The organism is Ruminococcus sp. NK3A76 (assembly GCF_000686125.1).
Classification (GTDB): Bacteria; Bacillota; Clostridia; order Oscillospirales; family Ruminococcaceae; genus NK3A76.
Window position 1 is genome coordinate 190,941 of record NZ_JMMA01000002.1, and the last position, 13,435, is coordinate 204,375.

14 protein-coding genes are annotated in these 13,435 nt (G+C 39.4%); 4 read left to right on the top strand and 10 right to left on the bottom strand.

Going from position 1 to position 13,435, the window contains the following annotated elements; translation table 11 throughout:
* Nucleotides 1-24 precede the first annotated feature (24 nt).
* From CD05_RS0101045 to CD05_RS0101060, 4 genes are all read left to right on the top strand, one after another.
* Complete coding sequence (locus CD05_RS0101045) at nucleotides 25-696, top strand: hypothetical protein (RefSeq protein ID WP_028508925.1); 672 nt, start codon at nucleotides 25-27, stop codon at nucleotides 694-696.
* Nucleotides 697-699: 3 nt separating this feature from the next.
* Complete coding sequence (locus CD05_RS0101050) at nucleotides 700-1,242, top strand: HAD-IIIA family hydrolase (protein WP_028508926.1); 543 nt, start codon at nucleotides 700-702, stop codon at nucleotides 1,240-1,242.
* Entirely contained in the window at nucleotides 1,239-2,075 is an 837-nt protein-coding gene (locus CD05_RS0101055; protein WP_028508927.1) for a VanW family protein, read from the top strand. The genes CD05_RS0101050 and CD05_RS0101055 overlap by 4 nt, the downstream gene beginning before the upstream one ends.
* Nucleotides 2,076-2,877: 802 nt before the next feature.
* Nucleotides 2,878-3,144, top strand: coding sequence for a DUF6809 family protein (locus tag CD05_RS0101060; RefSeq protein ID WP_028508928.1), 267 nt, complete (start codon nucleotides 2,878-2,880; stop codon nucleotides 3,142-3,144).
* Nucleotides 3,145-3,397: 253 nt separating this feature from the next.
* Here the strand turns inward: CD05_RS0101060 and CD05_RS0101065 are convergent, their stop codons facing one another.
* The 10 genes from CD05_RS0101065 to CD05_RS0101105 form a co-directional block, all read right to left on the bottom strand.
* Nucleotides 3,398-4,945 carry a serine/threonine-protein kinase gene (locus CD05_RS0101065; RefSeq protein WP_028508929.1) on the bottom strand — a complete coding sequence of 516 codons (1,548 nt, stop codon included), beginning with the start codon at nucleotides 4,943-4,945 and terminating at the stop codon, nucleotides 3,398-3,400.
* 27 nt (nucleotides 4,946-4,972) lie between these two features.
* Nucleotides 4,973-5,962, bottom strand: coding sequence for a restriction endonuclease (locus CD05_RS0101070; RefSeq protein ID WP_028508930.1), 990 nt, complete (start codon nucleotides 5,960-5,962; stop codon nucleotides 4,973-4,975).
* A gap of 33 nt (nucleotides 5,963-5,995) precedes the next feature.
* Nucleotides 5,996-6,808 (bottom strand): hypothetical protein, encoded by an 813-nt coding sequence (locus CD05_RS0101075; RefSeq protein ID WP_028508931.1) that lies wholly within the window; start codon nucleotides 6,806-6,808, stop codon nucleotides 5,996-5,998.
* Complete coding sequence (locus tag CD05_RS0101080) at nucleotides 6,792-7,832, bottom strand: DGQHR domain-containing protein (protein WP_051588745.1); 1,041 nt, start codon at nucleotides 7,830-7,832, stop codon at nucleotides 6,792-6,794. Before CD05_RS0101080 ends, CD05_RS0101075 begins: the two co-directional genes overlap by 17 nt.
* Before the next feature lie 119 nt (nucleotides 7,833-7,951).
* On the bottom strand, nucleotides 7,952-8,296 hold the full coding sequence (locus CD05_RS19330) for a Fic family protein (protein WP_278244786.1): 345 nt from the start codon (nucleotides 8,294-8,296) through the stop codon (nucleotides 7,952-7,954).
* A gap of 3 nt (nucleotides 8,297-8,299) precedes the next feature.
* On the bottom strand, nucleotides 8,300-8,557 hold the full coding sequence (locus CD05_RS19335; protein WP_156947249.1) for a hypothetical protein: 258 nt from the start codon (nucleotides 8,555-8,557) through the stop codon (nucleotides 8,300-8,302).
* Nucleotides 8,554-8,754, bottom strand: a complete 201-nt coding sequence (locus CD05_RS0101090; protein WP_028508933.1) for an antitoxin VbhA family protein — start codon at nucleotides 8,752-8,754, stop codon at nucleotides 8,554-8,556. Before CD05_RS0101090 ends, CD05_RS19335 begins: the two co-directional genes overlap by 4 nt.
* Nucleotides 8,755-8,877: 123 nt before the next feature.
* Nucleotides 8,878-11,853: a DEAD/DEAH box helicase family protein gene (locus CD05_RS0101095; RefSeq protein ID WP_028508934.1), complete on the bottom strand. Its 2,976-nt coding sequence runs from the start codon at nucleotides 11,851-11,853 to the stop codon at nucleotides 8,878-8,880.
* Entirely contained in the window at nucleotides 11,850-13,082 is a 1,233-nt protein-coding gene (locus CD05_RS16935) for a restriction endonuclease subunit S (protein ID WP_051588748.1), read from the bottom strand. Before CD05_RS16935 ends, CD05_RS0101095 begins: the two co-directional genes overlap by 4 nt.
* Entirely contained in the window at nucleotides 13,075-13,425 is a 351-nt protein-coding gene (locus tag CD05_RS0101105; RefSeq protein WP_028508935.1) for a hypothetical protein, read from the bottom strand. The genes CD05_RS16935 and CD05_RS0101105 overlap by 8 nt, the downstream gene beginning before the upstream one ends.
* Nucleotides 13,426-13,435 lie beyond the last annotated feature (10 nt).

Sequence of the window (13,435 nt, forward strand, 5' to 3'; positions counted from 1 at the left end):
AGATTATAATTATGGAGGAAACAAATGAAGGAAATGCCGCAGTTGATAGTAATGCTTACTTATAACGATATGACAGTAGAAAACGCAGCAGAGGTATTTGAAAAATGCAAGGATTCACAGGCGAAATACTTTGGTATGAAGGAAGAACCCCTTGCCGCAGATGAAATGAAAAAGCTCTATTCAAGAATGAAAAAGTGCGGAAAAACAACAGTTTTAGAGGTAGTGGCATATACTGATGAGGAATGTATCAAGGGTGCGGAGCTTGCAGTAAAGTGCGGGTGTGATATCCTTATGGGCACTGTTTTTTCTGATGAGGTAAATGAACTTTGCAAAAAGCACGGTCTTAAATATATGCCGTTTGTGGGCAACGTCTATGACAGACCCTCGGTGCTTGACGGCGAGATAGATGACATTATCGAAGAAGCCAAGGGCTATATTGCAAAGGGCGCTTACGGTATAGACCTGCTGGGCTACAGATATGTCGCCGATGCAAAGCTGCTTAACAGCCGCCTTGTTGAAGCCCTTGATGCACCTGTCTGCATTGCCGGCAGTGTCAACAGCTACGAAAGGCTTGACGAGATCAAAAAGACATCGCCCTGGGCCTTTACCATAGGCAGCGCTTTCTTTGAAAAGGATTATGATGACGATATGTGCACCGCTATAAATAAAGTGTGTGAGTATATGAATAAGGATTAAGCTATGCTGGAAAAGTATTATCCATACGAGTATGCAAGAAATGTTTTTGCGATAGATTATAAAAAGCTGTATGCGCAGGGCTTTCGGGGTCTTATATTTGATATTGACAATACCCTTGTTCACCACGGCGAGCCTTCTACAGAAAGGGTTGATAAGCTGTTTTTGTATCTTAAAAAGATCGGGTTTAAAACTATCCTGCTCACCAATAATGACGAGAACAGAGTGCAGCTTTTTATAAAGAATATTGATACGGATTATATCTGTGATGCTGACAAGCCGTCACCGGAGGCTTATCTCAAAGCCCTTGAAAAGCTGGGGCTTCCGAAGGAGCAGACCGTTTCCCTCGGAGATCAGATGTTTATTGATATCGTAGGCGCAAACTGTGTCGGGATACCTACGATACTTGTTCATTATGTCAAGGCTCCCGGGGAAATATGGCTGGGCTTTAAAAGATATATCGAAATGGCTGTAATGCTTGTTTACAGGCTAAGGCCAAAATATACACATCGTCTTGGTAATATAATCAAAAGAGGGAAAAGAAAATGAGAATCGGTAATAAGAATATTCTTTTTTGCGAGATAAGTCCTACAACTTATGCTATCTCGGAAGAGAAGGAATCGTTGCTAAAGCATATCAGAGAATTGTTTTCTGATGAAAAGATAGCCAGGAACAAGAGCCGCAAAAAGCTCAGAAACGTGGTATCCAAAAAGGATTCGGAACTTATAAAGACGGGCAAAGGCATTGATCCTGTTTTGCAGGAAAACAAGGCTGTAAATATTGACATTGCCTGCAAAAAACTCAATGGGCTTGTAATTCACCCGGGCGAGACTTTTTCTTTCTGGCAGACCATCGGCAGAACAACAAAGAGAAAGGGATATAAGGCAGGACGTGTGCTCAGAAGAGGAAAGCTCTATCCGGGTATCGGCGGCGGACTGTGTAATCTTGCAAATGTACTGCATAATCTGGTGCTGCTGAGCCCTCTCAAAGTAACCGAATTTCACAGTCACTCCGATGCACTTGCTCCCGATCACGGAGAGAGGGTGCCGTTTAGTGCAGGTACTTCCGTAAGCTATTACTACAACGATTACAGGTTTTATAATAATACGGATATGGATATCCAGCTTGTGTTCTGGTGTGCAGATAATCAGCTTCACGGTGAGCTGAGGAGCGAGAAACAGTTCCCGTATACATACTCTATCTCGGAGGAGGATCATCATTTTTCTCCCGAGGGCGATGAATACTACCGCATCTCAAAGATCTATAAGAACACTTTCTCCCGTGAAACGGGGGAGCTTATAAATAAAGAGCTTGTGCTCGACAACCATTCAAAGGTGCTGTTCGACCACAGCGAGATACCAAAGGAGCTTATAAGAGTATAGCAGAGAGCTACGACCGGGACCGTAGGTTATCATCAACAAACTGATTTTATCGAATAACAGAGGCTGCTGCATTTCTGCAACAGCCTCTTCCTATTATTTACGGTCTGATCTTTACACAGCACTCGTCCTGAGTTCCGATATTCACAATTCGAGTATTCTATAGACAGGATTATCAACATGATACTGTTTTGCTAAATATCAAAATAATCAAATAATACTGTATTGGAATGTGTAAATCAACAGGCGTAGGGAATCTGTAAATGCAGTTATGGCAGAAGCCCTGAGATTTGCCTTCAAGCATCTCTAAGGGCTTCTTACTGAAATTATTTACAATATATTCCGCTGTCTTAGTCTTTCTTGGACAACTTTTGGTCAACAAAGTTATATGAAGTTGCCTAAATCTGAACGAATGTGGTTTTGGCTATCTTTTTATAAACGCCTGTTTTGCGACGTTTGAGCGAAATTACTAAACGTTTGTTTAAGATGCGAAATGCGGGTGTTTTAAGAACAGATAAAGAACAAAGCCTATTTTCGGTATAAAAGAAAAACTCGGAAACAACGTAATTACGCTGTTTCCGAGCATATGATTTGGTGACCCGTACGGGATTGGAATCAAGGAACGAATGTTCTATACAATTTTGTAACTTGCTGAAAACTGCGTAAATACGCTATTTCAGAGCAAGTTACATAAACCAAGTTATTGTAAGTTTTAACGATTTTTCATATCAATAAGGCCCAAATAAGGCCCAAGACCATTGGATATTTCTGCAAAATACTATACAAAGAACAGAGAGGTATCCAAATGAAAAGTATAATTGAGCAAATGTATGACGGAGATCTTTTTCCGACAGGTACATATGAACACAGCAGCATGGAATATAAAATAGCAATGGATAAGCTTGTAGCTTCCGAGTCCGAACTGCTTGCATCTTACCCACAGATCAAAGAATTGTTTGACCGTTATCAAAGCGCCCAAATTGAGCTCATAAGCATAAACAACCGACAGGAGTTTGTGAATGGATTCAAGATAGGTGCAAGGATAGCATTGGAAATCATAGGGTCAATGTAATAGTTTTAGGGAGCCGACCAAAATCGGCTCCTTATTTTTTCTCCTTTAGCCGATAAGTTCTGTTCCTGTTAGCGCCCTCGGCAACAATGACCCCATCAGCAATCAGAGAATTGAGAATATGCTTTCATCAGCGGTGATGCTGAGAAGATGCTCGGTCTGGAGAACTGCTTTGTCTACATGGCGAGAGAAGCGGTGTTTGAGTGTATGATTTATATTTGATAGTTTACGGCTGTGCCTTCGGGTGCAGCCGTTTTTATGCTTCAAATGCTAAATTCTCAATCTGTGATAAAAACTGATCTTCGTTCAATTCTTTAATCTCAGATCGATATAAACCTGTTACATTTAATAGTATTTCGCCCATTCTTTCATATGGCAGATAAAACGGTTCAGTCTTTCTCTCTTCGGTCATCAAGCTAAAATTGTTCTTGTTGTTTAATACATACCAGTCTCCAAATATTTCACCACTATCAACAAGTATAATATTAAATCCTAAATCGTTATGATTTTTTATTATTCCAAAGGCCCAGACAGCTTTTCCTTTGTAAAATAACTTGGTATCCTTATTACGATATTGAGGTTCTTCATACCAATAATCATAATTATAACGGCTAGTGTCTTCTTTTTCATCGTCAATACAATACATCATTTCAATTATTATAAATCTTTTTTCGTCTATCCTTATCTCATAAGAAAACCATTTTTCATTATTATATTTGTTACTGAAATATCCATGAATAGAATCTCCAGCATATTGCTCATTAAAATCCTCGATAAACTCTTCCAGAGGAGAAATTATATCATTTTCAAACTGCGAAAGAATTTTTTTCTTAAAATTTTCCTCTTCTTGCTTTTTTTGTAATCTTATACTATCTTCTTTCTTTTTAGCTTCGTTTTCAAGATTCCTTGCTGTAATAGCTTTCATTACTACACTTGTGTGAGATGTTGTACAAGAATTCTGATTGTTTAATAGTTCTACTATTTCATCCCAATTATTGAATCGCTTCTTTGCAGATTTTTCCATCATTTTGTTTATAAGCGATGCCAACGCTGGACTTAATGAACGATTTACTCTTTCCGGACTTGTAGCAGTAGAATATAAATGCATATTTTTTAAATCTTCTAGAGTATTCCCCTCTATTTGGTATGGATATGTATTTGTGGCTAATTTATAGAAAATTATTCCCATTGAATAAATATCCATTTGAATGGTGTTCTTCTTGCTATAGTCCCAAGCTTCAGGTGACATATATGGCGGAGTTCCACTACCTTTAAACGTCATTGTACGTGTTCTTTCTGATGCAATTTTAGCAAGACCAAAGTCGGTTATTTTAAAAGTTCCATTACATATCAGAATATTATCTGGTTTTATATCTCTATGTACCAGAATATTATTTACTGATTTCATTCCGTTTGCCAATTGTAAGAAATAGGTAGTTAGAGTATCGTTATCATAATAGTCGTCCATTTCATCTTTTAGAATAGAGTTCAAAGTGCCACCTTCGGCATATTCCATTATTATGTACGGAGGTAGATTTTCAAATTCATCGCCATTATGGACGTATTCATATTTAATTACATTTTCGCCTTGTACTTTAAGTGCTGTTGTTATCTCGTTTTGAAATGAAATCTTTTCATCTTCACTGTTGAATGATGGTAAAGAAACTTTAATTGCAAAAATGCAATTATCTTCTTTTCGTTTAGCTTTATAAACATATCCGAAGCCGCCCTGCCCTAATTTGTCTTCTAATATGTATTCATTTCCTTTATCATCAAATACTACTGAACCAATATTTAAAAACATATCTTTCTCCAAATATTCATAGAAGTTTTATTCGCAACTTTTTACCGGTATATAAACCATCTTCAATGGTATCATCTTCCTGTACTTCTCACTGAGACTGTCGTAATATTTCAATATCAGATCAACCAGCTCTTTACCATTGATGCCACGGATAATAGGTGTATTGTCGAGGTATTTCTGTGCCTTTTTAGTGTAGTTTGAGAGTGTCACAAACAGACCATAATCACCCTCACGCATAGCACCTTTCAGCGACTGTATAGTTGTCTCCTTAATATCACCGTCCTGGCTCTTGACCTGAACAAGTATCCTTGGTGGAAGCTCGTCTTTATAGGCGGTAATATCAATACCGCTGTCACCGCCGTGTGGGGAAATGGTTGTCCTATATCCCATAGCACTCAAAAGATCAGCCACAAATTCTTCAAGGTCATAGCCTTTAAGATTTCGGCTCAGTTCTTTAAGAATGTAGTCCCTTGTGTTTTCGATGATCTCATCTGCCGTTGCAGCAACAGTTTCATCATCGGCGGTATCTGCTGAAACAGTACCTTTGAAGTTCTTGTCTAAAGCTGCAAGAAATTCGTCAGCATAGTTTCTGACTGAAAAGAAAGACATAGCCGAACCAATCTCATACAAAGCACCCTGCGAAAAAGCTGTCCTCGGAAGATGCTTCAACCATTTGACTTTACGCTGCTGAACGTAACTTTCCGTATCAGGTTCGTATATGTAGTCGCTCTCAACAGTTCCGATATTGATCTCTCGGTTGATCTTTGACGGGAATACAATATAGTCACCGATCTGGACTTCATGGGCAAATCGGTATAGCATACCTGCACTGGTTGCAACTTTCATCTTCTTATCATCGGGATATGTCTCGATGTATTTTTTCTTGAATGCATCACGGTCCGGAGTGATTTTGCTAAGGTCACCAACTTCATTCCATCCGATAGCTACAACGTTTTCTTTTAAAAACAGGTTATCGTCAAGGGTATGTATTCCCCATACTCTTTTTTCTTCTGACATGGTTTAACACCTTTATTTCCATATTTTTAATTGCTATGACAGGATGGATATAATTTCATTCATATCATATGTTTCGTATTGAATTGATTTTTTTAAATAGTTGATTCTATCTGAATTTATCATTTGCAATATATTACTATCTTTTAAGTCTTGAAGTGTTAATTGAAGCCTTTTGTAAGGTATAGCAACAACGGCATATTCTTCTTGAAAACAAAGTATAAAATCATTATCATTATGTATTGTTGCAATCAAATCAAAAAATGAATTATCATCTAAACTTTCAGCAAAATTGTTCCAGATTTCTAGATATGAAGGCTCTAAAAAAGATGCACATCTGTAATTAACTATTTCCCTTGCATTCATCATCCATTCGTAAGCATCCATATTATCAATATTGTTAGATAATAATTGATCTGACAAATGGAATAAATCTCTATGATGATTTATTGTGCCTTCATGAGTTGTATTGTATTTTCTATTTGTTGTGCTAAACGGTTTTTCATTTTCTCTTATTATTAATCTATACATTGATTTATTTCTGAGTAAAATAATATTTTTAGATGCAAGAGAAGAACGGATAAAATAATAAATTGAGTAATATAATTGAACTGTAGCCCAAGAAAAATGCCATCTCAATATGTTGTTAATACCATCCGAAAAACTGATTATTCCATTATAGAAAAAATTTATAGCATCTTCTTTAGCAGTTCCTTTTAATAGATCAACTTCATCCTGAGTTAATGTATGATTTTTAAATAAATTTTTGTCTACCTCTTCAAAAGAAGACGCTCCGATAATTTCTTCATATTTAACCTGAGAATGATTTCTGTTAAAATTTATACTCATTGCTTGATGGCACATCCCTTAATAATGTACTCTTAAGATAATTGTAAATAATTGAACGCTGTTCTTTACCTTGTTTATTTTTTATCTCATCTCTGTATAGCAGTCCATCAATATCTAAGGGTAGCATTTCTGATATTACTGATATTTCAAAAGATTTCTTTTCAACACATTTTGTAATCATTTCTTTGCACATAAAATCAATTCCAGCATAGCATCCGGCGTTTGACATAAAAGGATTTACGCTCTTTAGCCAGTTACCTTCTTTTTCATAATAGTTCTTTAGAACCGTAAAAAAATTAGCAATGATTTTATATTGTGATTCAAAATCTGATAGATTATATTGTTCAAAAATCCCATCATCTTTTGTGAACTGTTTTAAAGCATTAACCATCGTTGACAAATCAACTTTACCCATTCCCTGAGACGCTCCTGGCATCTTTACACACTGATAATAGGGAGAATCTTTGGAGTTGTGTAACATATTAGCAATATCAGTTGCTCTAACAATATAGTAATTCTTATCTTTTACCTCGCCAAACAAGTCATATACCAAACTATTAGGTACAGGTTTCTGTTCAGTATTAATGTTCAAGAAGATTTTGGCTGCATTCTGGGTTGTTAAGTGCTCTAATAATAACACTGAGATAAACATTTCTCCAATTTGAGGATCTTCGTCATAAGCCTGTTTAATCCCTTCTAATCGATGCTGTCCATCGATTACTTGAGCTCCTTTGGAGACGGATGGAATTATCAATTTGTTATTTTTTTCGTTGATATTATAATCATTATTTGACCAATTTAAAATAAACAAATTGTAAAACGTATTACCACTGAGCACAAAATCTTTAATTGATGATATACGTCTCTTACTTAATACTCTTTGAACAGCTCCTTCTTCATTGTCTTTTCCTCTTACTGCAACGTAGTATATCGGAAGGATCTCTTTAACTTTGATGAAAAAGATTTTAACAGGAATATCTGCAATTGTTTTGCTGATGTAATTTTCAATGATTATATCACTCATAATTATACTCCTTTTTATTATGACTAATTAAATACAGCCTTATTTATTCTCGCTTCACAAACCTTATGTGCACATTTAACTTCAAAAACTGCGCGCCGCTTCTTTCGTATAAAGATACTCTATCCCTCACCAACACACGCCACGATCACATCACAAAACGCCCTGTCATCCACCACCGACTTTACCGCCGCATCGAGCATCGTATCACGATCCACACAGCTCCAGTCCAGCGTAAAGCCATAATGCAGAGCCATATACCGTATCAGCTCACGAATACTTCTGCCGTTGCCTTCACGGAACGGGTGAATGATATTTAGCTCGGACATGATATAGGAAAGGTACTCGATCTGGCGATTTCGGTCCGTTTCTTGCAGCATTTTCTCGCTATGCAGCTTGGCAAACACCTTGTCAAGCTCCTGATTGATTAGATGCGGCGGATAGAACATGGTATCGCCCTTGCTGATCTGCTAACGGCGGATAAGTCCTGCAAACGGATAGATATCCTCAAACAGAAAGCGGTGGATATTCATAAGCTGCGTCTTAGAAAAATGCCCTTTGATCGGCGTTTCCATAAGCATATACTGTTTGAGGGCGGTGATCTCCTCCTCCGCCCTTTTAAGCTCGTCACTATCTCTTATATTCAGCTTGTTTTTCAGCACATCTGAACCCGGATAACAGTAGAGCGACTGCACCGTGGTATAAACATCATATTTTGAAAACATCATTCCGCCCTCTGGTACTTTGCTTTCAGCTCTGCCATGATCTGCTGAAAATTCGCCTGACCACTGGCATATCTATCAAGGTTGCGCCTGCTTGCTTCACTCAGCGTGAGCCCCTCAATCGCCATTGTTCCGGCAACGCTCTGTACTCGCTGTTTATGGATTTTATCGGTAACAGGCTTTTTCTGTGCTTGTGGTTTCATGATTACGCCTCCTTGCGAGCTTAAAACAAGTCTTTAGATAATTATACCATACTCTATAGCAAAAAAGCAATAGCGTTTTCAGATTTCAAGGTATTCTATGCATAGTATTGTTTATAAGTATTCCTATTCCTCATCAGCTTTTTTCAAAGAATTATAGATCTCCTCTGTAAAGATACCGAGCACTTCACGCTTGATCTCCTCGTCATTGAGCAGCAGAGAGAAAAAGTCTTGATTCTGCTCCAGTCCTTCGATCAGTGCATCGTCAATATCATCAAAATAAGAGAACTCAAAGTCTTTGACCGTGTTATTCTTTGCACTTGCTTTCAGCTTGTCAGACTTCATCAGAATATCCCTGATCTGAAGCATCGCCTTTACCGCAACATCGCTGTCATAGGATTTGCCTGTCCTTGCATTGATCGCTGCGATGATCTCCGAGAGCCTTTCTTCCTTTGCAGGAGTAAGACCGAATGTTTCGGCAGAGGGCAGCTTCACAACAGGCTTTGCGACAATATCGGACTTGGTATGTTCGTCCTGCTTCTTCTGCACGAACTGTGTCGCTCTGATCTTGCCGTCGAGGTTGAAGCCTGGACCTGGGTGTTTGATATTGATGTGAGATTGCAGAAGAATGATGTAGTTATATTTTTTGTGCAGCTCTGTATCCTCAAAGCTGGATACTTGGATCATAAACTCATAGAAACGGACGAAATGACGGAGGTCAACCACGATCTCACGCTGTTTCTCGATACTGTAATGCTCGATCAGTTTTTGCGACTTATCAAGACAGAAGTTGATTTTCTTCTTATCAGGTGCAAGTATCTTTTCCTTGTATAGGAACTCATTTACCTTGTCCACATCATCTGGATCAATAATTGCATAAGCATCTATCTGAGCTTCAAGATCATATATAGCGGCAGGAGTGACTGAATTAGATAAAAGTGTTGTAGTATAGAATGGTGCAAAGGCATTAACTATATCCTCATAGCTATTGACAAAATCGAGGATAAATGTCTTTTTCTCAAATGGTGGACAAATTCTGTTCAGACGGGAAAGTGTCTGTACCGCATTGACACCCTTGAGTTTTTTCATGATATACATTGCACAGAGCTTCGGCTGGTCAAAGCCAGTCTGATACTTGTTAGCGACCAAAAGCACCTGATAATCGTCCTTGTCGAACTCTTTGGTGAGCTGATCTTCGGGAATACCGTTGATACCCGGCTCTGTGTATTCTGTATCATCATTAGGGAGCTTTACCTTGCCGGAGAACGCAACAAGCGCCCGAATGCCCTTGTATCCTTTTTTAGAGCAATAATCCTCAAATGATTGACAGTATTTCACGGCTGCCTGTCTTGAAGCGGTGATGACCATTGCCTTTGCCTGTCCGCCAAACTCCTGCATAACAGTTGTGCGGAAATGCTCTACAATGACCTCGATACGCTGGGCAATATTCGTTTCGTGCAGCTCAACGAACCGAGCAATCTGCCGTTTTGCACTTGCAGTCTGCATCTTCGGATCTTCCTCTATCTCCTTGTTGATCTGATAGAAGGTCTTGTAAGTGGTATAATTCTGCAATACATCGAGGATAAAGCCCTCCTCGATAGCCTGCTTCATCGAATACACATGGAACGCTTCACGCTGTCCGTTGGTATTGATCGTGCCGAAAAGCTGTAAGGTAGTCGGTTTCGGAGTAGCTGTGAAAGCGAACATCGACACATTCTGCTGTTTGCCGTTTCTTGCAAGCTCTGCGGCGATCTCGTCCTCCATATCCTGATACAGCTCATCGCCCATACCGAGGGACTGTGTGACCGCTGCCATATCCTTGCCTGCCGTAGAAGAATGTGCTTCGTCGATAATGACCGCAAAGCGCTTATTCTTTAAGCCCTGAACGCTGTCCACAATATACGGGAACTTCTGGATCGTTGTTGCAATGATCTTCGTATTGCCGTTAAGGGCGATAGCGAGATCGGCAGAGTTGCATTTTTCGTTCATCACACGTATAAGTCCCGACTTATGCTCCATTCCCATGATCGCTTTTTGAAGCTGTCTGTCAACAACCACTCTGTCGGTCATGATGATAACATTATCGAAAATAATCTTGTTGTCGGCATCGTGGAGCGTAGCAAGGCGATACGCAAGCCAAGCAATAGTGTTGGTCTTGCCGGAGCCTGCACTGTGCTGTATCAGATAGTTGAGCGAGGTGCGGTTTTCCTCTACATCGGCAAGGAGCTTGCGGACGGCATCTAACTGGTGATAGCGAGGAAAAACTACACTTTCAGTGATTTCTACCTTGCCTGTCTTTTCGTTTTCTTTTTCTTCGGTCTTTACAAAAATGAATTTGGAGATCAGGTCAAGTATCGTGTCTTTGGTGAGAATATCGTCCCACATATAATGCACAGGATAATCGTCCTCACAGGGAGCGTTTCCTGCACCTGCGTTGACGCCCTCGCCGTTGCCTTGATTGAACGGCAGGAAGAATGTCTTTTCGCCGTCGAGCTTCGTTGTCATATAGACTTCGTGCAAGTCCATAGCGAAATTGACAAGTGTGCCTGCCTTAAATAAAAACAGTCTGGACTTCGGATCACGCTCCATACGGTATTGATAGATAGCATCGTCCGTGGACTGTCCTGCATAGTTGCATTTCAGCTCCATAGAGATAATTGCAAAGCCGTTGAGGAATATCACAACGTCGATACGCTCTTTATCATTCGCCCAAACTTCTTCCATGACGGTAAAGCGGTTCATTTCATATTTCCGCATCAGATCTTTATTGAAAGTGGTCGCAGGCTTTGTGAACATCAGCTCCAGATTATGCCCCGACAGCTCGACACCGTGACGGAGGACTTCAAGCAGGCTGCCCCTTTTCTTCGTACACTCCGCATTGATGAACGAAACAATGGTATCTTCGAGCCTGTCCTTATGTATCTTGCGGAGCTTCTCCATTGTCTCAGGCTGGGTATCGTTCAGAAAGCAGAACAGCATCTCACGGTCGATCGCAAAACGGCGGTCAAAGTTGGCAGCATTTCTGATCATAAAGCCGTTTTGGTCACGGAGTATGCCGAGCAGTTCGGCTTGATAGTCTTTTTCGGTCAGTATATTATTCATGATCGCACCTCTTTCTTCCCCGTCACATACTCAAATATCAGCGATTTCTTGTATTCCTCTATTGTTTCGATCTGCTGTTGTTTGTCGGCAATAATAGTGTCAATTTCGGATATTTTGGTATCGAGGTAATTTGCGATTTCACGCTGTTCTTCGAGTGGAGGTACAGGTATCATAAAGTTATTGAAAGCAGAAGTCTGTAATCTCCACCGCCCTAAATTGGACACGCCTTGACCAAGAGAATAAAAGATACGGCTCATGTAGCAGCATTGCATGACATATTTGAAATAAGTAAGGTCATTATTCTCTTTATCTCGCAGACGGAACACACGATAGTCAGGGCTTGTTACGCCGAACATCGTAGAGCAGTCCACCCAGCCAGTCAGCAAGTCCATGTGGTTCATAACATAATCAGTAGGATAGACAAATTGATAACCTGCGTAGCTTTCTGCTTGCTGTCCGTTGTTACTTTCAATATCCTTGACCTTCAACCCTTTTTGAGTAACTGAAAGGACATCAAAGCCCTCTTGTCCTGCAATTCGCTTTACGATCTCAAACACATATTTTATGTCGATCAACTCCCAGGTTTCGGGAATCGCAGTCCATACATCAGAAACGGTGCTTTTCAAAGAGGCTTTCTTAATTCCCCTTGAAATAATACGGAACACCAAAGATTTCTTGTATTCTTCAAGGGCTTCGATTTGGGATTGAATATCGGAGATTAAAGTACTGATTTCTCCGCACTTTGTATCGAGAAATGATGAAATAATGTTTTGTTGATTGTATGGAGGAACTGGTAAATACTGCTTATCCCACACCCCCACTGACCAAGTAGCGATACTTACCGAGTCGACTACTTCGGAATAAATGCTCTGTTGTAGACAGTAACCAATATATTTTTTATCATACTTTTCATTAAGCGAAACTCTTATAATGTGATCTGTATACATCGCTCCAACAAATGGGAAGTAGACATAGGGTGTACCATTTCTCGCTAACAGTAAATCGTTGGGCTTTGTGTATTTCCACGCAGGAAACATTTTGTAAGTAGAGTGAATCGGCTTTAAGCCTGCTGTGTAAAACAACATATCGTTACTGTCATTTGACCAAAACTCTTTGTCAACAGCTTCGCCCACATTTGAATTATTGTGAAAATATTTGAATTTCCTGGTAATCCAATTGTTAGGCAATTGTCCAATCCACTCTATCCCGCTGTCTTTCATTTTACGCATTGCCGTTCACCTTCTTGTGCTTTTTTATAAATCTCATTATAAAGACCGCAAATATACAAATACAGATTGTGCCTATTATTGAGCTGCTTATCAGCAGGCATAATTTCCAATTTCTTATTACCCAAATCACAGCACGAGCAACCGCCCATATTATAAAGTATATAAAAATCCTTATGCTCCAATGTGCAAGCCTTGCTTCTGTGCCGCTTGCTCCACTTTCGCCAACAATATAAAATGCAATTCTATATGCTATTTCCCCGATTATTATCATTATTATCCATTCGATTATCGGGTTGATAGGCAGACCGAGGGGGTCTGTCAATAAATCAAATAATATTTTCAATTCGTTCTCC

Excerpts from the sequence above, each read along its gene's own strand:
- CD05_RS16935 (WP_051588748.1), bottom strand. The coding sequence starts at position 13,082 with ATGCGTAAAATGAAAGACAGCGGGATAGAGTGGATTGGACAATTGCCT.
- CD05_RS0101075 (WP_028508931.1), bottom strand. The coding sequence starts at position 6,808 with ATGAGTATAAATTTTAACAGAAATCATTCTCAGGTTAAATATGAAGAA.
- CD05_RS0101060 (WP_028508928.1), top strand. The coding sequence starts at position 2,878 with ATGAAAAGTATAATTGAGCAAATGTATGACGGAGATCTTTTTCCGACA.
- CD05_RS0101090 (WP_028508933.1), bottom strand. The coding sequence starts at position 8,754 with ATGAAACCACAAGCACAGAAAAAGCCTGTTACCGATAAAATCCATAAA.
- CD05_RS19335 (WP_156947249.1), bottom strand. The coding sequence starts at position 8,557 with ATGATGTTTTCAAAATATGATGTTTATACCACGGTGCAGTCGCTCTAC.
- CD05_RS0101055 (WP_028508927.1), top strand. The coding sequence starts at position 1,239 with ATGAGAATCGGTAATAAGAATATTCTTTTTTGCGAGATAAGTCCTACA.
- CD05_RS0101050 (WP_028508926.1), top strand. The coding sequence starts at position 700 with ATGCTGGAAAAGTATTATCCATACGAGTATGCAAGAAATGTTTTTGCG.
- CD05_RS0101080 (WP_051588745.1), bottom strand. The coding sequence starts at position 7,832 with ATGAGTGATATAATCATTGAAAATTACATCAGCAAAACAATTGCAGAT.
- CD05_RS0101070 (WP_028508930.1), bottom strand. The coding sequence starts at position 5,962 with ATGTCAGAAGAAAAAAGAGTATGGGGAATACATACCCTTGACGATAAC.
- CD05_RS0101095 (WP_028508934.1), bottom strand. The coding sequence starts at position 11,853 with ATGAATAATATACTGACCGAAAAAGACTATCAAGCCGAACTGCTCGGC.
- CD05_RS0101045 (WP_028508925.1), top strand. The coding sequence starts at position 25 with ATGAAGGAAATGCCGCAGTTGATAGTAATGCTTACTTATAACGATATG.
- CD05_RS0101065 (WP_028508929.1), bottom strand. The coding sequence starts at position 4,945 with ATGTTTTTAAATATTGGTTCAGTAGTATTTGATGATAAAGGAAATGAA.